The organism is Pantoea sp. Ap-967 (genome assembly GCF_011752565.1).
Taxonomy (GTDB): domain Bacteria; phylum Pseudomonadota; class Gammaproteobacteria; order Pseudomonadales; family Pseudomonadaceae; genus Aquipseudomonas.
The window spans coordinates 1-21,907 of record NZ_VWXK01000005.1; the positions used below are offsets into that span (position 1 = coordinate 1).

The 21,907-nt window shown below is 64.7% G+C and carries 22 protein-coding genes; 6 read left to right on the forward strand and 16 right to left on the reverse strand.

Going from position 1 to position 21,907, the window contains the following annotated elements; translation table 11 throughout:
- Positions 1 to 197: 197 nt before the first annotated feature.
- The 4 genes from F3J45_RS06960 to F3J45_RS06975 form a co-directional block, all read right to left on the reverse strand.
- Complete coding sequence (locus F3J45_RS06960; protein ID WP_167059363.1) at positions 198 to 542, reverse strand: calmodulin; 345 nt, start codon at positions 540 to 542, stop codon at positions 198 to 200.
- A gap of 265 nt (positions 543 to 807) precedes the next feature.
- Complete coding sequence (locus tag F3J45_RS06965; RefSeq protein ID WP_167059366.1) at positions 808 to 3,249, reverse strand: TonB-dependent siderophore receptor; 2,442 nt, start codon at positions 3,247 to 3,249, stop codon at positions 808 to 810.
- 222 nt (positions 3,250 to 3,471) lie between these two features.
- Positions 3,472 to 4,437, reverse strand: a complete 966-nt coding sequence (locus tag F3J45_RS06970; RefSeq protein ID WP_167059369.1) for a FecR domain-containing protein — start codon at positions 4,435 to 4,437, stop codon at positions 3,472 to 3,474.
- A gap of 4 nt (positions 4,438 to 4,441) precedes the next feature.
- Entirely contained in the window at positions 4,442 to 4,972 is a 531-nt protein-coding gene (locus F3J45_RS06975; protein ID WP_167059372.1) for a sigma-70 family RNA polymerase sigma factor, read from the reverse strand.
- A 40-nt stretch (positions 4,973 to 5,012) separates the two neighbouring features.
- Between F3J45_RS06975 and F3J45_RS06980 the strand changes: the two genes are divergently transcribed.
- Positions 5,013 to 5,240, forward strand: a complete 228-nt coding sequence (locus F3J45_RS06980) for a hypothetical protein (RefSeq protein WP_167059375.1) — start codon at positions 5,013 to 5,015, stop codon at positions 5,238 to 5,240.
- Positions 5,241 to 5,303: 63 nt separating this feature from the next.
- A complete protein-coding gene (mqo, locus tag F3J45_RS06985) occupies positions 5,304 to 6,941 on the forward strand; it encodes a malate dehydrogenase (quinone) (RefSeq protein WP_167059378.1) in 1,638 nt (545 codons plus the stop codon).
- Between the two features lie 58 nt (positions 6,942 to 6,999).
- Here mqo and F3J45_RS06990 read toward each other — a convergent pair whose 3' ends face one another.
- Genes F3J45_RS06990 through F3J45_RS07010 form a run of 5 tightly spaced genes read right to left on the reverse strand, consistent with a single transcriptional unit; the run spans position 7,000 to position 9,654 of the window.
- A complete protein-coding gene (locus tag F3J45_RS06990; protein ID WP_167059381.1) occupies positions 7,000 to 7,413 on the reverse strand; it encodes a hypothetical protein in 414 nt (137 codons plus the stop codon).
- A gap of 31 nt (positions 7,414 to 7,444) precedes the next feature.
- Positions 7,445 to 7,765, reverse strand: coding sequence for an AzlD domain-containing protein (locus F3J45_RS06995; RefSeq protein WP_167059384.1), 321 nt, complete (start codon positions 7,763 to 7,765; stop codon positions 7,445 to 7,447).
- Positions 7,744 to 8,445 carry an AzlC family ABC transporter permease gene (locus tag F3J45_RS07000; RefSeq protein ID WP_370526326.1) on the reverse strand — a complete coding sequence of 234 codons (702 nt, stop codon included), beginning with the start codon at positions 8,443 to 8,445 and terminating at the stop codon, positions 7,744 to 7,746. Before F3J45_RS07000 ends, F3J45_RS06995 begins: the two co-directional genes overlap by 22 nt.
- Entirely contained in the window at positions 8,442 to 8,924 is a 483-nt protein-coding gene (locus F3J45_RS07005) for a GNAT family N-acetyltransferase (protein ID WP_167059388.1), read from the reverse strand. The genes F3J45_RS07000 and F3J45_RS07005 overlap by 4 nt, the downstream gene beginning before the upstream one ends.
- The gene (locus F3J45_RS07010) at positions 8,908 to 9,654 is read right to left on the reverse strand and encodes a 2OG-Fe dioxygenase family protein (protein WP_167059391.1); all 747 of its coding nucleotides are present in this window, start codon (positions 9,652 to 9,654) and stop codon (positions 8,908 to 8,910) included. The genes F3J45_RS07005 and F3J45_RS07010 overlap by 17 nt, the downstream gene beginning before the upstream one ends.
- Positions 9,655 to 9,858: 204 nt before the next feature.
- On the opposite strand from F3J45_RS07010, the gene F3J45_RS07015 reads away from it, so the two are divergent.
- Positions 9,859 to 10,728, forward strand: coding sequence for a LysR family transcriptional regulator (locus tag F3J45_RS07015; RefSeq protein WP_167059394.1), 870 nt, complete (start codon positions 9,859 to 9,861; stop codon positions 10,726 to 10,728).
- A 93-nt stretch (positions 10,729 to 10,821) separates the two neighbouring features.
- Here F3J45_RS07015 and F3J45_RS07020 read toward each other — a convergent pair whose 3' ends face one another.
- Positions 10,822 to 11,130, reverse strand: a complete 309-nt coding sequence (locus tag F3J45_RS07020) for a helix-turn-helix transcriptional regulator (protein ID WP_167276281.1) — start codon at positions 11,128 to 11,130, stop codon at positions 10,822 to 10,824.
- Between the two features lie 77 nt (positions 11,131 to 11,207).
- Here F3J45_RS07020 and xenA point away from each other — a divergent pair, with 77 nt between their 5' ends.
- Positions 11,208 to 12,299, forward strand: a complete 1,092-nt coding sequence (xenA, locus tag F3J45_RS07025; protein WP_167059400.1) for a xenobiotic reductase XenA — start codon at positions 11,208 to 11,210, stop codon at positions 12,297 to 12,299.
- A 445-nt stretch (positions 12,300 to 12,744) separates the two neighbouring features.
- Positions 12,745 to 13,047, forward strand: a complete 303-nt coding sequence (locus F3J45_RS07030; protein ID WP_167059403.1) for a hypothetical protein — start codon at positions 12,745 to 12,747, stop codon at positions 13,045 to 13,047.
- Between the two features lie 230 nt (positions 13,048 to 13,277).
- On the opposite strand, the gene F3J45_RS07035 is transcribed toward F3J45_RS07030, so the two are convergent.
- The 5 genes from F3J45_RS07035 to F3J45_RS07055 form a co-directional block, all read right to left on the reverse strand.
- The gene (locus F3J45_RS07035) at positions 13,278 to 14,525 is read right to left on the reverse strand and encodes an FAD-binding oxidoreductase (protein WP_167059406.1); all 1,248 of its coding nucleotides are present in this window, start codon (positions 14,523 to 14,525) and stop codon (positions 13,278 to 13,280) included.
- A 2-nt stretch (positions 14,526 to 14,527) separates the two neighbouring features.
- Complete coding sequence (locus tag F3J45_RS07040) at positions 14,528 to 16,105, reverse strand: aldehyde dehydrogenase (NADP(+)) (RefSeq protein WP_167059409.1); 1,578 nt, start codon at positions 16,103 to 16,105, stop codon at positions 14,528 to 14,530.
- A gap of 135 nt (positions 16,106 to 16,240) precedes the next feature.
- Complete coding sequence (locus tag F3J45_RS07045) at positions 16,241 to 17,188, reverse strand: dihydrodipicolinate synthase family protein (protein ID WP_167059412.1); 948 nt, start codon at positions 17,186 to 17,188, stop codon at positions 16,241 to 16,243.
- 44 nt (positions 17,189 to 17,232) lie between these two features.
- Complete coding sequence (locus tag F3J45_RS07050; RefSeq protein WP_167059415.1) at positions 17,233 to 18,159, reverse strand: 4-hydroxyproline epimerase; 927 nt, start codon at positions 18,157 to 18,159, stop codon at positions 17,233 to 17,235.
- 22 nt (positions 18,160 to 18,181) lie between these two features.
- A complete protein-coding gene (locus tag F3J45_RS07055; RefSeq protein ID WP_167059418.1) occupies positions 18,182 to 19,795 on the reverse strand; it encodes an APC family permease in 1,614 nt (537 codons plus the stop codon).
- Positions 19,796 to 20,173: 378 nt separating this feature from the next.
- Here F3J45_RS07055 and F3J45_RS07060 point away from each other — a divergent pair, with 378 nt between their 5' ends.
- Positions 20,174 to 20,956, forward strand: coding sequence for an AraC family transcriptional regulator (locus tag F3J45_RS07060; protein ID WP_167059422.1), 783 nt, complete (start codon positions 20,174 to 20,176; stop codon positions 20,954 to 20,956).
- Here the strand turns inward: F3J45_RS07060 and F3J45_RS07065 are convergent.
- Positions 20,944 to 21,831: a LysR family transcriptional regulator gene (locus tag F3J45_RS07065; protein ID WP_167059425.1), complete on the reverse strand. Its 888-nt coding sequence runs from the start codon at positions 21,829 to 21,831 to the stop codon at positions 20,944 to 20,946. The genes F3J45_RS07060 and F3J45_RS07065 overlap by 13 nt on opposite strands.
- Positions 21,832 to 21,907 lie beyond the last annotated feature (76 nt).

Genomic DNA, 21,907 nt, shown 5'->3' on the forward strand with positions numbered 1-21,907 from the left:
TCTGATGCGCTACAACCTCAAGCGCCTCCACAGCTACAACGGCTATGAAACACCGGTAGCCATGGAGGAAAAGCTCAAAGCGGCGGCATAAACCTTAATCGGTGTCCAAAATTACTTGACCAGATCAAGCCAGCTCCTACAAGCAGCCCATCGCAGGCAAGCCAGCTCCTACAAGGGGCGGGGGTTGCCCGTCATTTTTACTCTTTGATTTCGCGGGTCAGCTTGGACGACCACGGGCACCAATGGTTACCCGGCAGGAACGCGCCGCCGGCCTCGTCGAGGTGGTCTTCTACATACTGGGTGGTGGCGTCACACACCTCGATCGCCACTTCGAAGAAGTTGATGGTGTCGGGGTCGAGGAAGAAACTCCATTGCCGGTTGTAGGGCTGCTGGCGCTTGATCAGGCGGCCATGGACGTGGACCCTGTTGGTTTCCTCGCCAGACAAAATGCGGCGGGCCTCGGCGATGCGCTCTTCGTTGGTTAGCTTGAAGACGAACTCTGGGGCGCGGTCGGCGGTGGTCAGTGCGAAAAAGGCTTCCATGCAAAGCTCCTGATAACTGAGTGAGTGCCGAAATGGCGTGGTGCGTACTCAGGTATAGAGGCCCAGCAGCCCATGGCAAATGCCCCGCGTTGAGCGGTTCACGTTTTTGACCGGTGGGTGGCGGGGGTTTGTGAGGTGGGTCACGGGCAGGAGGTGTTTTTTGCGGTTGTGATTGTTTGTGCTGGCCTCTTCGCGGGACAAGCCCGCTCCTACAGGGGGTGTGTAGGAGCGGGCTTGCCCGCGAAGAGGCCAGTACAAGAAACAACTACCAGCGCAGGGAAACCGTGCCCAGCAAGGTACGCTCCTCGCCCCAGTAGCAGCGCCCGGCATTGTTGCAGCCGGCCACGTATTCCTTGTCGAACAGGTTGCGGGCGTTGACCTCGACCGACCAGTGGTCGTCGATTTCATACCCAACCTTGGCATCCACCAGGGTCACGTCGCCCGTGTCGAGCTTGCCGTACAGGCTGGCCGGCGTGTAGGCGAAGGTGCTGTCGAAATGGCGTACGCCGCCACCCACCGACAGCCCCTTGAGCAGCCCGTCACGGAAGCGGTAGGTGCTCCACAGCGATGCCTGGTTGCGCGGCACGCCGGTCATCTGGTGGCCTTCATACAACGAACCGGCCACGTCCTTGGTGATGCGCGAGTCGGTGTAGGTGTAGGCCGCGGTGACGTTGAGGTTTTCGCTCAGGTCGCTGTTGAGTTCCAACTCCACGCCCTTGGCGCGGCTGGCGCCGATCTGCCGGTAGTCGCCCACGGCAGAGTCGTACAGCACGTCATCCTTCTTGCGCAGGTCGTACACCGAGGCCGTGAACGCGGTGTTCCAGCCCTTGGGCTCGTACTTGATGCCCACTTCGTACTGCTCGCTCTTGGTCGGGTCCAGCGCGCCGCTCTTGCTTTCGGTCTGCTGGGTCGGGGCAAAGGCGGTGGAATAGCTGAAGTACGGCGACAGGCCGTTTTCGAACTGGTACATCACCCCGGTTTGCCAGGTGAAGTCGCTGTCCCAGCTGTCCATGTCGGCTTGTGCATTGAGCGTGCCGGCCTTGTTGCGGAACTGGCTGTTGACCCGGTCCAGGCGCCCGCCCAGCAGCAGCACCCAGTTGTCGACCTTGGTCTGCAACTGGCTGTAGAGGCCATACATGGTCTGTTCCAGCAGCGCATTCTGCACGTGGTAGATCATGCTCGGCTTGCCGTTCCACACCGGGTTGAACACGTTGATGTTGCCGCCGTTGCCCGCGTCCCAGTCCTGGTTGAACGAGGTGCGGTCAAGGCTCGCGCCCACCAGCACGGTGTGCTCGAAGGCGCCGTTTTCGAAGTGGCCTTCGAACTGGTTGTCCAGCGAGTAGGCGATGGACTTGTTGTAGCGGTCGTAGGCCTGGTTGCTCAGCGTGGTGCCGAAGCCGTTGTTGTTGAGGCTGCCTGGCCACATTTCCTGGCGGTCGATACGCGACTGCAGGTAGCGCGAATTCTGGCGGAACTGCCAGGTGTCGTTGAAGCGGTGGCTGAACTCGTAGCCCAGGCTCCAGGTTTCACGCTCGAAGTTGTCCCAGTCCGGGTTGCCGGAAAGCTGGTCCTTGTCGATCTTACCGTTGGGGTTGTGCAACAGCGTGCCGGCGGCTGGGTAGCCCAGCTCCATCAAGGTGCGGTCGCGCTGGTAGGTGGCCAGCAGGGTCAGGCTGTTGAATTCGTCGAAATTCAGGGTCAGCGACGGCGCAATGTACAGGCGGTCGTCGGGCTGGTGGTCGACCTGGGTGTCAGCCTTGCGGCCCATCATCACCAGGCGGCCGAGAATATTGCCCTCGTCGGTCAGCGGGCCAGAAACGTCGACGCCCAACTGGCGGCGATTGTGGGAACCGTAGCTGAGCTGCACCTCGCCCCGGGCTTCGGCGGTGGGGCGCTTGCTGACCAGGTTGACCACGCCACCCGGGGCATTTTCACCGTACAGGATGGACGTTGGGCCACGGAACACTTCAACCCGCTCAAGGCCGTAAGGCTCGCTGCTGGTGTCGTAGCGGTTGCCTTGCACCCGCAGGCCGTCGCGCAGCAGGCCGTAGCCGTAGTCGGTGGCGTTGAAGCCGCGGATGAAGAACAGGTCGCCGGCTTGCCCGTCACCGCCGGCGAAGGGCGGTGAGAAGATGCCTGGCACGTAGCCGAGCACTTCGGTGAGGGTTTGCGACTGTTGGTCGTCCATGCGCTGGCGGGTGACCACCGACACCGAGCGCGGCGTGTCGGCCAGGGCGCTGCTGGTTTTGCTGGCGGTGGCGCTGGCCACGGCGCGGTAACCGTTGTCGCTCTGGCCATTGCTGGCCAGCAGGTCGGCAGCATTGACCGTGGTGGCGTCCAGTTGCAGGGCGGTGCCATCGGGCGCCGGTTGCAGCACATACCCGGCATTGCCTTGCGGCACCGCTTGCAGGCCGCTGCCCTGAAGCAGGCGCGCCAGGCCCTGGGCGACGCTGTAGCGGCCCTGCAGCCCCTGGCTGGTTTTGCCGGCGGCCAAGGCATTGCTGCCGGCCAGGTAGATGCCGGCTTGGCTGCTGAACTGGTTGAGGGCGGCGGCCAGCGAGCCTGGGGCGATGTCGAACTGGGTTTCGGCAGTGATCGCCTGCTCGGCCTGGGCGGTGCTGGCGGGCAGCATCAGTGGGGCGGCGGCGCAGAGCGAAAGTGGCGCGGCGAGCGCCAGGCGGAACGCGGGGTGAAGGGGCTTCGGCATGCTGGTCCCTGGAGTCGGTACGGTGAGTTGAAGGGGCTTGTGCAGGGTTAACCGAACGAGATTGGAAAAAGGGAACCGGGGGCGAAGATTTTTTCACAATCGAGGGCTGTTTGTAGGAGCGGGCTTGCCCCGCGAAGCAGGCGGCGCGGTGGATGGCACCGGCTGTGCCGGTGTTCGCGGGGCAAGCCCGCTCCTACACAGGGGCCTTGCAGGGCCTGGGCTTCAAGCGGGCTCGACCGTCACCCACCAGGGCGTCAGGCGCTGCACCCGGATAGGCAACGCTGCCTGCAGCAAGGCTAGCGCCCGGTCGGTATCGTCCAGCGGGAACGCGCCCATCACCGACAGTGGCGCCACCGCCGGGTGCCAGCCCAGGTGGCCATGGCGGTAGCGGCCCAGGGCCTGCAGCAACTGCGCCAGGGGCATGTCCTCGGCGTTCAGGCGCCGGTGGATCCACGACTCGCCGGCACTCTGCGCCGGGCGTGTGCTACCGATGCCCAGCGCGGTGAAGTCCACCTGTTGCCCGGCTTGCACCACGCAGCGCTCGCCACTGCGCGCGGTGCACACCTCGACGGCGCCGGCGTACACATCCAGGCGCGTGGTTTCGCCTTGTTGGCAAACCGCAAAGCGGGTGCCCAGGGCCTGCATGCGCCCTTGCTCGGTGTCGACGAAGAAAGGCCGACGTGCATCGTGGGCGGTTTCCACCAGGATCTCGCCAAAGCGCAGGCGCAGCACCCGCGCCAGGCTGGTGAAGTCCAGGTCTACCGCGCTTTGCGCGCCCAGCCACAGCTGGCTGCCATCGGCCAGGCGGGTTTCCCGGGTTTCGCCGATGCCGGTGGCAAGGTCGGCGGTCCAGCCGGTGAGCGGGGCCCCGCGCCAGGTGCTCCAGCCCAGCAGCGAACTGGCCCCCAGCACCAGCAACCCCTTGAGCCCGCTGCGCCGGCTGAAGCGGCGCGCATCATGCTCGCGCAGCACGCGGCCGGCGCCGCTGCCATCGCCTTGCAGCGGGGCGAAACGCTGGCCTACGCGCTGCACGTAATGCCAGGCGGCCTGGTGGTCGCCGTGCTGCTCGACCCAGGCTTGCCACTGCTGCTGCAACTGCGGGCCGGCCTGTTCGTCCTGCAGGCGGACGAACCAGTGCGCCGCTTCCTGCAGGCTGGCGTGGCTGAGCTTCTGCGCGGGCTGGGTCATGGCCTCATTCCACCAGCAGGCCGTCAAGCTCGGCCTCAAGGATGGCGCAGTGCAGGAACGCCTGGGCCAGGTATTTCTTGATCATCCGCTCGCTGACGCCAATGTGCGCGGCGATGTCGCGGTAGGCCATGCCATCGATCTGCGCCAACAGGAACGCCTGGCGCACCTTGGCCGGCAAGCGCAGCAGCATGGCGTCGACTTCGTGCAGGGTTTCGACGATCAGCGCGCGCTGCTCGGGGGAGGGCTGCAGGGCGGTCGGCTGCAGGGCCAGGTGTTCCAGCCAGGCCTGCTCCAGCTTCTGCCGGCGCCAGTGGTCGATGCACAAGCCCCGGGCGATGGTTGCCAGGTACGAGCGCTCACCGGTGTGGCCGTCGAACTGGCGTGGCCGGTGCAGGATGCGCACGAAGGTGTCCTGCACCAGGTCGGCCGCATCCGGCCGGTTGCCCAGGCGCCGGTAAAGAAAACCCAGCAGCCAGCGCGAATGGCTCTGGTACAGGGTATGGACCGAACTGTTGAGCTCAGGAATCGAAACCATGGCGGCATCCGGCGCAAGCGCGTACTGGTGCGAATGAGAAATGCTCGCAATAGTAGGGGTGCTGGAGCGATACTGCAATCGTTCTGAAAAGCGACTGGCCAGCATGAGACAACCTGCCGCCTTGCCTATCGCCGCGCAATTTGTTTGTACTGGCAATTGGGTTACAATCAGCGAAACGATTCAGCCTGATCCGTCTATTCGACAAAAGCCTGAGTCTTTTTCTGGTTCTCTGGCTGCTGAACAATTTTCTACAACAAGCCTGCGCTGAAGAACAAGGAACCCCTGGGCCAGCCACAGGCCCGCCCTCCGTTCTACTGACTGGAATTGATCAATGTTCAAGAAAGCTGGCAAGACCCTGCTGGGTCTGGCTGTCGCTGCGAGCTTCATGCAAGCGCACGCCGCAGAAACCAAGAAAGTCGATGTGCTGCTGGTCGGCGGCGGCATCATGAGCTCCACCCTGGCCGTGTGGCTGCACGAGCTGGAGCCAAGCTGGTCGATGGAGATGGTCGAGCGCCTGGACGGCGTCGCCGAGGAAAGCTCCAACGGCTGGAACAACGCCGGTACCGGCCACTCCGCGCTGGCCGAGCTGAACTACACCCCGGAAGACAAAGACGGCAAGGTCAACATCTCCAAGGCCATCGAAATCAACGAAGCCTTCCAGATCTCCCGTCAGTTCTGGTCGTGGCAGGTCCGCCAGGGCGTGCTGAAGAACCCGCACTCGTTCATCAACACCACCCCGCACATGAGCTTCGTCTGGGGCGATGACAACATCAAGTTCCTGAAAAAGCGCTACGAAGCGCTGCAGGCCAGCCCGCTGTTCCGCCCGATGCAGTTCTCCGAGGACCACGCGCAGATCGCCAAGTGGGTTCCGCTGATGATGGAAGGCCGTGACCCGAACCAGAAGCTGGCGGTCACCTGGACCCCAATCGGCACCGACGTCAACTTCGGCGAAATCACCCGCCAGTTCGTCGGCCACCTGCAAACCCAGAAAGGCTTCGACCTGAAGCTGTCCAGCGAAGTGCAGGACATCACCCGCAACAAGGACGGCTCCTGGCACGTCGAGTACAAGAACCTGAAGGACGGCACCGAGTCGGCCACCGACGCCAAGTTCCTGTTCATCGGTGCCGGCGGCGGCGCGCTGAAGCTGCTGCAGAAGTCGGGCATTCCCGAGGCCAAGGAATACGCAGGCTTCCCGGTGGGTGGCTCGTTCCTGGTGACCGAGAACCCAACCGTGGCCATGCAGCACATGGCCAAGGCCTACGGTATCGCCTCCACCGGTGCACCGCCCATGTCGGTTCCGCACCTGGACACCCGCGTGCTGGACGGCAAGCGCGTGATCCTGTTTGGCCCATTCGCCACCTTCTCGACCAAGTTCCTGAAGAACGGCTCGTACCTGGACCTGCTGAGCAGCACCACCACCCACAACGTGTGGCCGATGACCAAGGTTGGTATCGACCAGTACCCGCTGGTGGAATACCTCGCCGGCCAGCTGATGCTGTCGGATGACGACCGCTTCGAAGCCCTGCGTACCTACTTCCCGAACGCCAAGAAGGAAGACTGGAAGCTGTGGCAGGCCGGCCAGCGCGTGCAGATCATCAAGCGTGACGAAGAGAAGGGCGGCGTGCTGAAGCTGGGCACCGAAGTCGTCGCTTCCCAGGACCGCACCATCGCCGGCCTGCTGGGCGCATCGCCAGGTGCCTCGACCGCCGCGCCGATCATGCTCAACGTGCTGGAAACCGTGTTCAAGGAGAAGGTCGCGACCCCTGAGTGGCAGGCCAAGATCAAGGAAATCGTGCCAAGCTACGGCACCAAGCTGAACGATTCGGCAGCGGCCACCCAGAAAGAGTGGAACTACACCGCTGAGGTGCTGCAACTGGAGAAGCCACCGGTGATCGACGAAAGCGTCGGCACCACCGTTGCGCCGAGCAAGCCGGTTGAGAGCAAGCCAGAGAACGACATGGCGCTGTAATCAGGGCAATGTTGGTCAGGAAAACCACGGGTAACCCCCGTGGTTTTTTTTTGCGCCGCTAAAGCTCCTGCAGCGCCTCGCTCAAATCGAGGTCCACCGCCAACGCCAGAAAACTCACGGCGCCCTGCTCACCGACGGGAAACACCTTCGCCTGGCTGGCGGCCTTGAGCACCAGTTGCTCGCCATGCTTGACGTGCCGTTGCGAGCCATCGTCCATCTCGAAGGTCAAGCCGCCGGAGGTTGCGAACAGCAGCAGGTCGTTGCCCACGCTCAGCTGGGCGGCCGTTTGCAGATGGCGGTACTCGGCGATCCAGCCATCGCGCAGGAAGGTCTTGCTCAAGGCATAGGCCAGCGAGCATTCCAGCGACAGGTTACCCATGGCGTCGATCACCCGGTCACGTGGAACCTGTGGCATCAGGCGGGAAAACTCACTCAGGTTGCGCAGGGTGATTTTCCGGCGTGCAAGGCTCATAGCATTTTCCTTATCAGAGCGATTCCAGGCCTCAGGCCAGCAAGGTGATCGCCACGTGCCCGGCGACCCCGGCGCAAACACTGTAGATCAGGCTGCGGGTCCAGTAGGCGACGATCACCACCGGTACCGCCGCCAGCAGGTCGGCATGCAGCCCCAGCAGCGTGCCGTCCTTGCCCACCAGCAGCGCGGGCACGGTGATGCTGGCGATGATTGCCACCGGCAGGTATTCGATGACGTCATTGAACAGCCTGGGGGTTTTCTCCATCTTCAGCAGGAATGGCGTCGCGCGGGTCAGGTAGGTGATGGCCGCCATCAACAGCACCGCGGCGATCAGGTAGTTCTCTTCAGGCATAACCCGACTCCACAGCCGACGGCAGTTGCGATGAATACATTCAGGGGCGAGGGCGCATACAGGTTCAGCACGCAGGTGGTGGCGATCACCACCAGGGCGATGATGGCCTTGGTCAGGGTGCTGCACAGCGAGATCAGCACGAAGATCATCATTGCCGTCAGGGCGTAGTCCAGCTTGAACTGGGAGAACCGGTTCAAGGCGTCCGAGGCCACCGCGCCCAGCACCGCGCCGGCGATCCAGCTGGCATGGCAATAGGTATTGAACTGCAGCAGGTAGCCGGCCGAGGTCGGCCTGCCGTTCTCCAGCCGCTGGCTGTGAAAGGCAAACGACTCGTCGGTGAGGCCAAAGGCGTACAACAGCTTCTGCGGCTTGCTCACCGGCAGCTGCGCACAGCGCTTGGACATGTACATGGCCATCAGCATGTGCCGCGAGTTGATCAGCAGCGTCGACAAGGCAATGGTGGCCAGCGGCGCGTTGCTGGCCATCAGCGCCAGTGCCGCGAATTGCGCGGCACCGGCGTAGACGAACAGGCACATGGCGGCCGGCAGCCACAACGGCAGGCCGGCGTTGATGCACATCACGCCGAAGACGAAGCTCACCACGAAGTAGCCGGTGACGATTGGCAGGGCATCTACCAGGCTTTCGCGGCCAGACGCGGGTAACAACGCCGACGAGGTCACAGGTCGACCTCGCAGGTGATTTCGCCGCGGGTCTGGGCGAAGCCCTGTTTCTGCCAGAAGTTCAGTGCGTTGGGGTTGTTGTCTTCAACGAACAGGAACACCCGGCGAATCCCATGCTGGCGGAAATCGCTGAGAATGGAATTGGCCAGCGACGTGCCGATTCGGCTCTGGCGGTAATCCGGTGCCACCGCCATGTGGTTGATGGTGCCCCGGGTGCCCATCAGGCCCCCGGCAACCGCGCCGACGATGGTGCCGGTGGGGTTCTCGGCCACGTAGCAATAGGTGTGCTCCGTGCCCAGCAGGCCCTTTAGCAAGGCTTCATCCTGCCAGTCGCAGAACGAGGTTTCCTCGAAGCGACGGAAGAAATCCACCAGCTTGCGGGCGTGGAACGGCGTGGCCTTCTTGATGCTCAGGCCATTGATGCGTTCGGCCGTGAACGGCGTTGGCGCAGCACCGATACAGTTAGTCGATAATGTCATGCTCGCTGCCCGGTCGAGAGAAGGAAATCGCGATGATCTGCCGGTAACCCATTTCCGAGGTGCTCGGGTTGTTGGCCGGGGTAACGTAATGTTGCAGTTCCCGGTCAAGGAAATAGGTGGTGTCGAGGATATTCAGGTAGGTGCCGGAATCGATCACGTTCGACTGCTTGTCGTAGATCTTGCTGGTTGCGCCCTCGACGTTGTGGCGGCCCCAGAAGTGCACGCCGCTGAACGGGTAGCCGTCGCAGTGGATACCCTCGGGGGTGATTTCGATTTCCTGCCCAGGCTTGATCTCGATGCGAATCTGGTGCACCTGGCACTGCCAGGTGACGTTGTGCAGCTCCTGCGGCAGCACGGCTTTGTACACGTCGAAATCGAGCTTGATCAGCGCCCGCAGAATGGGCGAGTTGAATACCTCGGCGCTGATGTCGTCGAAGTGGCGCGCCATGCCGCCAACGTAGGTGTTGTGCGCTTCGGACTGTTCATAGGCGCGGTGGTTGAGCTGGCACAGCTCGCCGGTTGCCGGGTTGAAGTCGAAGTCGCTGTAGCGGCGGTAGCGCGTACCCTTTTCGGCCTGGCCGTAGTAACGGTCCACGCCCATGGTTTCCCAGCTCTTGGAAAACTCGACGAACTCCTTGAAGCCACCGTGCAGGGCGTAGTCGCTGCCCAGCACGTTGACGGTCTTGTGTTGCCGCAGGGCGGCGTCGATGTTCTTGTTGAGTGTCAGCATGGCCATCTCTTCTTATAAAAGGCTGGCGCAATCTAGCAGTTGGCCTTCGCGGCGAAACTTCACTTTTTTTTCAGGCGCCTCAACCGTTGCTTGCTGGCCACCGGGCGGCTGGTGGCGGGGCTGGCAAGACAGCGGCAGGCCTTCTGCGCTATTCTCGCAGCCTTCATTGGCGGCCTGCGTCAAAGGAAAGGGAGGGGAGTTTGAATGGATATCAGGGTACTCAGAAACATCGTGAACGTTGCCCGAACCGGCTCGATCACCGATGCCGCCGAGCAGGTGCACGTGACGGTCCAGGCCTTGGCCGCCCAGCTGAAAAAGCTGGAAGATCACTGCGGTTTCAAGCTGTTCGACCGCACCAACAAAGGCGTCTCGCTGACCCAGGAAGGCATGGGCATCCTGCCCCATGTGCTGGAGATCGTCCGTTCTTCCGAGCGCATGCAGTTGAAGATCAACCAGCTGCGCCAGAACCGCAACCAGCGCCTGCCGTTGCGGGTGGCCTTGAACAGCACGCTGTCCATGGAAATCAACCAGCAGATCATGGGTGGCGTGGTCAGCCAGTTGTCTGGCTACAGCCCGATTTTCAGTTGCTCGGAATCACCCGACAACCTGACCAAGCTGGCCAAGGACGAAGCGGACATGGTGGTGGTGCTGGGCGACAGTGTGCCAGAGCGCTATCACTCGGTGTCGCTCAAGGGGCTGCGTATCGAAGTCGTCGCCTCGTCATCCGGCAGTGACCGCAGCGCGCCTTGCGCGGTGATCAAGCCCTTGCCCGAATGCCCTTATTCCTCGATTTTCTCGCGCTTCGCCGAGCGCCGCCCCGGTGTACTGGAAGGCGCCACGGTGTTTCATTCCGGCAGCGAAATCGTCAGCGTTTCGATGATCAAGAGCTTTGGCGGGGTGGGCGTGCTGTCGCGGGCGGTGGCCGAGTCCAACAACCTGTTCATCTGGCCTGGTTTTTCCGATTACCTGGATGTGTACCTGGTGATGAAGGAGCCGTGGATCATCGAGGATGAGTTTCCGCTGTTCAGCACGGTGCCCACGCCGATTCGCAGCTTTGATGCGATCAGTGCGTGATTCCTGTTCGGGCCCTTTCGCGGGGCAAGCCCGCTCCTACACATCACCTGTAGGAGCGGGCTTGCCCCGCGAAGGGGCCGGCACAGCCAACCCTCAATCCTGGCGCAAAATACAATCCAACAACCCCGGAAACCGCTCGCCCAGCATCTCGCTGCGCAGTGAATTCATGTGGGTGGTACCCACATTGCGGGTATGCACCAGCCCCGCATCCCGCAGCACGCGAAAGTGGTGCGACATGCTCGACTTCGGCCGCCCGCCATCAAGCTCGCCGCAACTGGCCTCGGCCACGCCGGCCAGGTGGCGGACGATGCCCAGGCGCACGGGGTCGCTCAACGCATAAAGCACGCGCTCGAGAATCAGGTCTTCCGGGTTGGGGTGTTGGTAGGCTCGCATGGGCGACATGATAACGGGGGTTCCACTAATTGCCATAGTTCGATTATGATCGAACAATCGTATTCAGTCGAACCCGGAGCTTGCCCATGACTGCCCTGTTCCAACCCTACACCCTCAAAGACGTCACCGTGCGCAACCGCATCGCCATTCCGCCGATGTGCCAGTACATGGCCGAAGACGGCATGATCAACGACTGGCACCACGTGCACCTGGCAGGCCTGGCCCGTGGCGGCGCAGGCCTGCTGGTGGTCGAGGCCACCGCAGTGGCGCCGGAAGGGCGCATTACCCCCGGCTGCGCCGGGATCTGGAGCGACGCCCATGCCCAGGCTTTCGTGCCGGTGGTGCAGGCGATCAAGGCGGCCGGTTCCGTGCCGGGTATCCAGATCGCCCACGCCGGGCGCAAGGCCAGCGCCAACCGCCCGTGGGAGGGTGACGACCACATCGGCGCCGATGATGCGCGTGGCTGGGAAACCATCGCCCCCTCGGCCATCGCCTTTGGTGCGCACCTGCCCAAGGTGCCGCGCGCGATGACCCTGGACGACATCGCCCGGGTCAAGCAGGACTTCGTCGATGCCGCCCGCCGTGCCCGCGACGCAGGCTTCGAGTGGATCGAACTGCACTTCGCCCACGGTTACCTGGGCCAGAGCTTCTTCTCCGAGCACTCCAACCAGCGCACCGATGCCTACGGCGGCAGCTTCGACAACCGCAGCCGTTTCCTTCTGGAAACCCTGGCCGCCGTTCGTGAGGTATGGCCGGAAAACCTGCCGCTGACCGCACGTTTCGGGGTGCTGGAATATGACGGGCGTGACGAGCAAACCCTGGAAGAGTCGATTGAGCTGGCGCGCCGCTTCAAGGCGGGCGGGCTGGACCTGCTGAGCGTCAGTGTTGGCTTTACCATTCCTGATACCAACATTCCGTGGGGGCCTGCGTTCATGGGGCCGATTGCCGAACGTGTGCGCCGTGAAGCGGGCTTGCCGGTGACTTCGGCGTGGGGCTTCGGTACGCCGCAGCTGGCGGAGGAGGCGCTGCAGTCGCGCCAGCTGGATTTGGTGTCGGTGGGGCGTGCGCACCTGGCGGACCCGCACTGGCCTTATTTCGCGGCCAAGGAGCTGGGGGTAGACAAGGCCTCCTGGACCTTGCCCGCGCCGTATGCGCATTGGCTTGAGCGGTATCGCTGATCGTGCAAGGGGGCTGCTGTGCAGCCCCATCGCGATCACCGGCAGCGCCGGTGCCAGGCGCGTAGACCTCGAGTCGAGTAACATTTTGACATGGCAAGGGTAGTTGAGTACCTTGCCGCACCGCAGTAGATTCTGCGGCTCGGGATTGGCGTCCCGTTACAGATCCGGGCACCTCCACCTGCAGTGGTGGCGCTCTGCATGGCTGCACCCGTTATGGGCGGGCCGTGTGTGGGAGCCTTCGGGCTCACCGGTTCTCTGTCCGGCACGCCAACCCGCACGGCTCCGTCCACCCATATTGGCGTATGGGCTCGGGGCGTCATTACAGAGAGCTGCAAAGGAGTCGCACCATGCTCAAGAAAATCGTTCCAGATCCACCTTTCACCCTGAACTGCACCGCATCCTCACCACTGCAACAGCACCACGCGGCGTTGAGGGGGACCTGCCAATGAATCAGGCAAAGCCCACCACCACCCTCAGCACGCGAAAGCCTCGCCCCCTGACTGTGCAATCTCACTTCGGCACGTGCCATGACGCGCACGCCCCCATGTTTTCGGTAAAGGCCGGGGTCGATGGAGAAGATGCAATGGTCTGCGCCGTCGCAGCGCTGAAAGCCGCATACGAAACCAATGCGTTGGCATTGGAGAAAGCGAAAGAGCCGATGCGCAGCTTGTTGACGGCAACGGAGAATTCGCTGGAGAAGGGCTTGGCATTGGCCGAGGCTGTTCTCCAGGGCATGGAGCAGGGGTAAGCCGTTGTTGATAGGGCCGCAGACGCGGCCCGTTCTGGTTTCGCTAGCGCAGGTAAAGCAGTGCAGGGGGGGGTATCGGGAGATTGCTGGCAGGGTTGATCTTGAGATCGGCGGGGCTGCGTTGCAGCCCATCGCGAGCTGTGCTCGCTCCTACCCGGGTGGGCGGGCGTGTGTTGCTTGTGGTAGGAGCGAGCGCAGCTCGCGATTGGGGCCGCCCCGCGGCCCCCTTCCTAAAACCGATCCAACCGATAAACCGCAGCCTCCGGCCCCCCCGGTCGCTGCACCATCTTCCCTACCCATTCCGCCGTTACCGCCGCCTGGGTCAACCCCAGGTGCTGGTGCCCAAACGCCAACAGCACGCGCCCATCACACACGCTGTCTATCACCGGCAGCGAGTCCGGCAACGAAGGCCTGAAGCCCATCCACGGCGTCGCCCCTTCAGCACTCAAGTCACGCTGGAACAACCCCTGGCTCAACCGATGCAACTGCCACGCCCGCTGCATGCTCGGCGGCGCGTGAAGCCCGGCGAATTCCACCGTGCCCGCCAGGCGCAAGCCGCCAGCCATGGGCGTCATGATGAACTTGCGCTCCAGCGAGGTGACGGCAAACGGCAACCTCTGCTGTTCAGTTGGCAGCATCAGGTGGTAGCCACGTTCGGTGTCCAACGGCACGCGCTTGCCAGTCAGCGCCGCAGTGAGCTGCGCCGAATGCGCGCCGCAGCTCACCAGCACCTGGCGAGCCTGCAGCGGGCCCTGGCTGCTGGCCAGGCGTACACCGGCCGCCTGCACCTGCCCGCCGCTGACGTCGGCGCGCAGGAACCCCACGCCGCAGGCCCTGGCGGCCTCGTACAGCGCCGACACCACCTGGTAGGGGTCGATGAAGTGCCCGGTGCACGGGAAGAACAGGCCGCCCAGCAGCGCAGGGTTCAACTGCGGCGCAGCTTCGCGCACCTGTGCGGCCGACCACGAGTCCACCTCCACCGCCTGCTGTTGCAGGCGTAAGCGCAAGCCCTCCAGTACCTCACGCGACGCGGGCCGCTCGTACACCAGCAGCGAGCCGTCTTGCCTGAACAACTCGCCGCGCCCGATCGACCCCAACAAGCGCTGCCAGGCGCCCAGGCTGCCTTCGTTCAGCGCGCGGATGCCGGCTACGCTGCGCTGGAACGGCGCCGGGCGCAGGTTGAGCAGCAGGCGGGTGAACCACGGCAAGGCCCTGGGCAGGTATTTCCAGTCCAGGCGCAGTGGGCCCATGGGGTCGAGCAGCATGCGCGGCAGGCGCTTGAGAATCGACAGGTCGGCGATCGGGAATACCTGCTCGGTGGCCAGGTGCCCGGCGTTGCCGTAGGACGCGCCCATGCCGGGCTCTTGGCGGTCGACCAACAGCACCCGGCGGCCCTGGCGGGCCAGTTGCAGGGCGCAGGCGATGCCGACGATGCCCGCGCCGATCACGGCGATATCGGTTTCAGGAGTATCGACCATGCTCAGCCTTCCCGTTGGCCGTCGAGCAGGCGTCGCAGCTGCAGCGGGTTGCCGTGTTGCAAGGCGCTGGGCAGCAGGGCGTCGGGGAAGTCCTGGTAGCACACCGGGCGCAGGAAGCGCAGGATCGCCGCCGTGCCCACCGAGGTGCTGCGGGTGTCGGAAGTGGCAGGGAACGGGCCGCCGTGGACCATCGCGTCACACACCTCAACGCCCGTTGGCCAGCCGTTGACCAAAATGCGCCCGGCCTTGCGTTCCAGGGTGGGTAGCAGTTTGCGGGCGCTGTCGATATCGCCATCGTCCAGCTGCAGGGTGGCGGTCAGCTGGCCTTCCAGGTGCTCGGCCACCTGGCGTACCTGCTCGTCGCTGCTGCAAGCCACGACCAGGGATGCAGCACCGAACACCTCGGCTTGCAGCCGCGGGTCGGCCAGAAACGCCTCGGCCTGGGCCACGAACAGCCGCGCCTGGCATTGGTTCGGGCCTTGGCCTGGCACGCCGCTGGCGGCGGCTTGGGCATTGGGGTTGGCAGCCAGGGCGTCAACGCCGGCCTGGTAGGCATTGAAAATGCCGGGGGTGAGCATGGTTTGCGCCGGCGCCTGGCGCAGGTGCGCGCTGGCGGTGTCGATGAAGCGTTGCAGGCCAGGCCCTTGGCGGGCGATCACCAGCCCGGGGTTGGTGCAGAACTGCCCGGCGCCTTGGGTCAGCGAGGCGACGAAGCCTTGCGCCAGCAGTTCGGCGCGGGCCTGCAGGGCGGCATCGAAAAGAAACACCGGGTTGATCGAGCTCATTTCGGCATACACCGGAATCGGCTCCGGCCGCGCCTGGGCGGCCTGGCACAGGGCGATGCCGCCGCTGCGCGAGCCGGTGAAGCCCACTGCCTTGATGCGCGGGTCGCTGACCAGGGCGATGCCCACTTCACGGCCTGCGCCGTACAGCAGCGAGAACACGCCTTCGGGCAGGTTGCAGCGCTTCACGGCACGGGCCACGGCCTGGCCGACCAATTCGCTGGTGCCAGGGTGCGCCGCGTGGGCCTTGACCACCACCGGGCAGCCGGCGGCCAGAGCCGAGGCGGTGTCGCCGCCAGCCACCGAGAAGGCCAGGGGGAAGTTGCTGGCGCCGAACACCGCCACCGGGCCCAGGGCCACTTGGCGCTGGCGCAGGTCGGCGCGGGGCAGGGGCTGGCGCGCAGGTTGTGCTGGGTCGATGCGCACATCCAGCCATTCACCGCTGCGCACTACCCGGGCGAAGGTGCGCAGTTGCGTGCAGGTGCGGCCACGTTCGCCCTGGATGCGCGCCTTGGGCAGGCCGGTTTCGGCCACGGCGCGCTCGACCAGGGTATCGCCGAGGGCTTCGATCTCGTCGGCGATGGTTTCAAGAAACTGGGCGCGCTGGTCCAGCGCTGTTTCGCGGTAGGCGTCGAACGCCGCCCAGGCCAGTGCGCAGGCCTGGGCCACGTGTTCGCCGGTGCCGCCGGCGTAGGCGGGTTCGAGGGCCTGGTTGGTGGCCGGGTCGATGGCGCGGATCGCGTCGCGGCTGCCGGCCACGGCGCGCTGGCCGAGCAGCAGGTTGCCTGTGAGGGTCATGGGGCGTCCTTTGAATTCAGGAGTAGCGAACTGTAGGAGCGGGCTTGCCCCGCGAACACCGGCGAAGCCGGTGCCATGCCTGTACCGTGTTGCCTGCTTCGCGGGGCAAGCCCGCTCCTACAAGGGGGTGAGGAGTCAGGCCAAGTTCTGCTCCGCCGACCAGCTTGCATACCAATTGCGGAACAGGCCGTACTGCTGCTCGGCATAGTTGCGCTGGGCGTCGGTCAGCACGTCGGTTTCGTTGAAGTGCAGGCTGTACTCGGTGTCGCCGTTAAGCACCATCAAGTGCTTGTAGTACAGCACCAGGTCGCAGCCTTCATCGAACGACGACAGCACCGCCAGCGCCGCTTCCAGTTCACGGGCCAGGCGGCGGGCCCGGGCGTCGCCCTTGGCCGCTTGCTTGCTCAGGCTCACCAGTTGCAGCACTTCACGCGGCAGGGCGTTGCCGATGCCGGTGATGGCGCCAGTGGCCGCGCAGTTGACGAAGCCATGCACCACCTGGGTGTCGACGCCCACCATCAGGGTCACGTCGTTGTCCTGGGAGGTGATGTGCTCGGCGGCGTAGCGCAGGTCGGCGCCACCGCCGAATTCCTTGAAGCCGATCAGGTTGGGGAATTCACGGCGCAGTTCGAAGAACAGGTCGGCGCGGGTGGCAAACCCGTAGTAAGGGCTGTTGTAGATCACCGCTGGCAGCTTCGGCGCAGCGGCCAGAATGGCCGAGAAGTGGTGCTTCTGGGCGATCAGCGAGGCGCCGCGGCTGAGCACGCGGGGGATGACCATCAGCCCGGCGGCCCCGACCTTGGCGGCGTGGGCTGCATGGGAGACGGCCTCACGGGTGTTCACCGCGCCGGTGCCGACGATGGTCGGGATACCCGCCGCCACCAGGCGCGCCACGCCTTCCTGGCGCTCGGCCTCGGTCAACAGTGGCCAGTCGCCCATCGACCCGCAGTACACCACGGCGCTCATGCCGGCTTCGATCAGTTCGCGGCCCTTGCGCACCAGCGCGTCGAAATCCGGTTTGCGTTGGGCGGTGCAGGGGGTCATCAGGGCAGACATGGTGCCGGTGAAGATGTTGTCGGTCATTGTTGTCACTCCTGGCGGTATTCAGTGGGGGAGGGAAGCTGGGGTCAGATGCCCCAGGCGAACGGATCTTGCTCGTCGATCAGCAGGGTGCTGTCGGCGGTCATGTGGGCGCGGCCGGTGATGAACGGGCGAATACGCTCGCCGTCGCGCTCGTAGCGGCCGTGGAACTGGCTGCCGGTGATGCTGGCCTGCACCCAGGTCTGGCCGGCTTCGAGCTTGCCGTCGGCGGCCAGGCACGCCAGCTTGGCGCTGGTGCCGGTGCCACAGGGCGAGCGGTCGTAGGCCTTGCCGGGGCACATCACGAAGTTGCGGCTGTCGGCGTCGGGGTCGTCGGCGAACAGCTCGACGTGGTCGATTGGCGCGCCGTGTTCGCCGGTGATGCCCTGGGCTTCAAGGGCCTTGAGCAGGGCCCAGGTGTAGTCGGTAAGGGCTTCGCGGTTGTCCAGCTCGATGCGTTGGCCATGTTCGGCCACCAGGAAGAACCAATTGCCGCCCCAGGCGATGTCGCCGTACACCCGGCCATGGCCAGGCACCTCGACCGCCACCTGCTGGCGGTAGCGGTAGGACGGCACGTTGCCGACGGTGATGGCGCCGTCTGGGTGCAGGGTGGCGCTCACCGGGCCGACCGGGGTGTCGATCTTGTGCTCGCCGGGCGCGATCAGGCCCAGGTGCTGCAGCGAGGCGACCAGGCCGATGGTGCCGTGGCCGCACATGTTCAGGTAGCCGGCATTGTTGAAGAAGATCACCCCGCAAGTGGCGTCGGCCGACACCGGCGGGCAGTACAACGCGCCCACCAGCACATCGTTGCCGCGTGGCTCCAGCAGGCAGGCGCGGCGCCAGTGGTCGTGCAGCTCGCGCAGTTCGTCGCGCTGCTCGGCCATGCTGCGGCCCTGCAGTGGCGGGAAACCTTTCATTACCAGGCGGGTCGGTTCGCCGCCGGTATGCGAGTCGATGACATGAATCTGTTTCATGGGCGTGTCCATTGCGTAGAGGTCAGGAGGCGACGGCGGCCGGGCGGCGGGCGTAGGGTTCGGTGGACGTTTCGCTTTCGTCCTCGCCTTCCAGGCGCACCAGGTGGGCCGGCACGCCGGTGGCGGCGCCCCAGTAGTAGATGCCCAGGGCGCAGGCGGCCACGGCCAGGGTGTCGAGCGGATGGCCGATCACCCCCAGGCCGCCGAAGCTGCCCAGCCACGACAGCAAAATGGTCACCGCGTAGAAGCCGATCAGCCAGGCCGAGGAGCGCACTTGCTGGCCCAGCGACAGGTGCTGGGTGGGCACGAAGCGGCCGCACAGCAGGTACAGCACGAACATCACGATCTGCAGGGCCAGCAGCCACGACACGGTGTTCCAGCCCGACCAGTAGACGATCAGCGCGGCGATGATGAACGACAGCGGGCCGAGCACGCCCATGCCCTTGACCCGGAACGGGCGCGGCATGTCGGGGGCGTTGCGGCGCAGGGCGGCGACGGTGACCGGGGCCACGGCGTAGCTCAGCACCAGGGCGGCAGATACCACGTTGATCAGCGCTTCCCAGGAGGGGAAAGGCAAGGTCCAGAACACCGACAGGGCGAAGGTCAGCCACAGTGCCGGGCGAGGGATGCCGGACTCGGCGTCGATGCGGGTGAAGTATTTGAAGAAGGTGCCGGTTTGCGCCCAGCCGTACACCACCCGCGGCGTGGCGTTCATGTAGATGTTGCCGCAGCCGCTGGGCGAGATCACCGCATCGGCCACCACCAGGTAGGCCAGCCAGCCCACGCCCAGGGCCAGGGCGATGTCACGGTAGGGCAGGGCCAGTTCCTTGGTGACTGCAGCCCAGCCGTTGCTGAGCATCTCGGTTGGCACGCTGCCCAGGAAGGCCAGTTGCAGCAGGGCGTAGATGGCGGTGGACAGGAGCACCGAGAGAATCAGCGCGATGGGGATGGTGCGTTGGGGGTTCTTTACCTCGCTGGCTACCGAGATGATCGGCGTCAGGCCCAGGTAGGCGAAGATGATGCCACCGGCCGAGACAGCCATTTCAACGCCAGACAGGCCGAACGGGGCAAAGCCCTGGACGGCGAAGTTTTCTGGCTTGAAGAAGCTGAACAGCACGCCGATCACCAGCAGCGGCACGATGAACTTGAACACGCTGACCAGGTTGTTGGCCTTGGCGAAGGTCTTCACGCTGCGGTAGTTGAGGAAGAAGAACAGCCCCAGCAAGGCGAACTGCACCAGCCAGCCGAGCACGGTAGGGTCGCTGGAGCCGGCCTTGGTCAACCCAGGGAACCAGGCCGCGGCGTACTGGCGCGAGGCGACCACTTCGATGGCGATCAGGCTTGAGAAGGCGATCAGGGTGATGAAGCCCATCAGGTAGCCCAGCAGTGGGCCGTGGGAGTACACCGGGTAGCGCACCACGCCACCGGCGCGCGGCAGGGCGGCGCCGAGTTCGCAGTAGACGATGCCCAGCAGCAGCACGGCGAAGCCGCCGAGGAACCAGGAGAGTATGCCGGCCGGCCCGGCGATGGCCGAGACGTGGCTGGCGGCGAACAGCCAGCCGGAGCCGAAGATGGCACCGAGGCCGATGAAGGTGAGGTCGAGCAATGACAGCTGTTTCTTGAATTTGCCTGACATGGGTGCGCCTTTTTGTAAGTTTTGGGTAGGCAGGTCTGATGTCACGTGGTGCGGCGTATTGCGGCCGCGCTCTTGTAAAGGTTGGGCGGCTTGCGTGGGGCATAGAGTGGACCTGAACAGGGCAGGGGTTCTTGATGGATTTCTGCAGGTGGGATGACGAAATCGGCACAGTTGCAGAAATGAGTGGCGGCTGTGGAGGCAGGATGGGTAGGCTGCAGGGCCTGCCGTACAAGGGCTCTAGAGGTCTGTGGGCATTGCTGGCCCTTTCGCGGGCAAGCCCGCTCCCACAGGTACGGCGCAAGATCCGAAATCTGTGGAGCCCCTGTGGGAGCGGGCTTGCCCGCGAAAGGGCCCGCTCAGCCGGTAGAGAATTTCAAAATGACCGACACCCCCCTGGCAACCCTGTACCAATCCCTCGACCAGCACCGCCCCGCCACCCTGGAGGCCCTGCTGGCCGGTGTTTGCCTGCTGCTGCCGATCCTCGACGCGATCCCCAACGCTGCGATCTTCATCAAGGACCCGGCCGCCCGCTACGTGCTGGCCAACACCACCCTGGTCCAGCGTTGTGGCCTCAAGCGCCTGCAGCCGCTGCTGGGCAAGACCAGCGCCGAGGTGTTTCCGGCGCAACTGGGCCCCGGCTATACCGAGCAGGACCGCCGCGTGCTCAAGGATGGCCTGGTACTGGAGGACCAGCTGGAATTGCACCTGTACGGCAGCCGCGAACCGGGCTGGTGCCTGACCCACAAGCGCCCGCTGCGCAACCTGGCGGGCGAGATCATCGGCCTGGTGGGCATTTCGGTAGACCTGCAGTCAGCGGCCGACACCCACCCGGCCTACCAGCGCCTGGCCGCCGTGGATGAACACATCCGCTGCCATTTCCACCAGCCGATCAGCATGATCGAGCTGACCCGCATCGCCGGCATTTCCGTGGCGCAGCTTGAGCGCTACTGCAAGCGGGTGTTCCACCTCACGCCCCGGCAGATGATCCACAAGGCGCGCCTGGAACACGCCCACCGCTTGCTGCTTTCGGACATGCCGATCACCGAAGTGGCCTTGCGCTGCGGCTACACCGACCACAGCGCCTTCAGCCGCCAGTTCAAGCAACTGACCGGCTTTACCCCGCGCCAGTACCGCCAGGCAACCGCCCGTCAGCCCGGCTGAAACAGGGCCTTGGCCTCGGCGAAACACTGCTCGGCAATCGCCGAACGTGGCTCGCTGCGGCGCAGCAACAGGCCGACCGGGCTGTGGATGCTGGCGTCGACGATGGGGATGATGCGCATGTGCTCGCTGAGGTCTTCCAGGCCGCAACCCAGCGGCATGATCGCGCAGCACACGCCGGTGTTGATGGCCTGCACCAGCTGGAACGTCGAGTCGCTTTCCAGCACGGCGTTGGGCTCCAGGCTGCGGCTGCGAAAGCTCAGGTCCAGCGACTGGCGGTAATGCATGCCTTTGCTCAGCAGGCCCAGCGGGATATCGCCAAGCTCGTCCCAGCGCAGGCGCTCGGCGTCGAACTGGAAGTGCTGGGTGTCGTACAGCAGGCCCATGGTGGTGGTGCCCAGTTCGATCACTTCGAAGAAGTTGGCGTTGACCTGGTCCAGGTAACAAATGCCCAGGTCGAGCTGGTTGCGGCTCAGGCCGTCCATGATCTGCTCGGTGCTGTGGGCGCTGAGCTGGAACTGCAGCTCGGGGTATTTCTCGCGCAGCGGCAGCAGCAGGTGCATGGGGTTGAAGCTGGCCAGCGGCACGCTGCCCAGGCGCAGGCTGCCAACCACCTGGCCACGGCAGCTGGCGGCCTCGGCCTGCAGCCCGTCGTGGGCGGCGAGCAGGGTGCGGGCCCAGGCCAGGATGCGCTCGCCGGCCTCGGTGAAGCCTTCGAAGCGCTGGCCACGCTTGACCAGCACCAGGTCCAGTTCATCCTCCAGGTTGCGCAGGCGCATGGACAGGGTCGGCTGGGTGATGTGGCACAGCGCGGCCGCCTGGCCGAAGTGGCGGGTCTGGTCGAGGGCGATGAGGAACTTGAGCTGCTTGATGTCCATGGAGGTGCCTGGGTGCGGGTTGAGCAGACCTTAACCCACGTTTGCGATAGACGCCATTGATCGGCCGGTTCGCCTT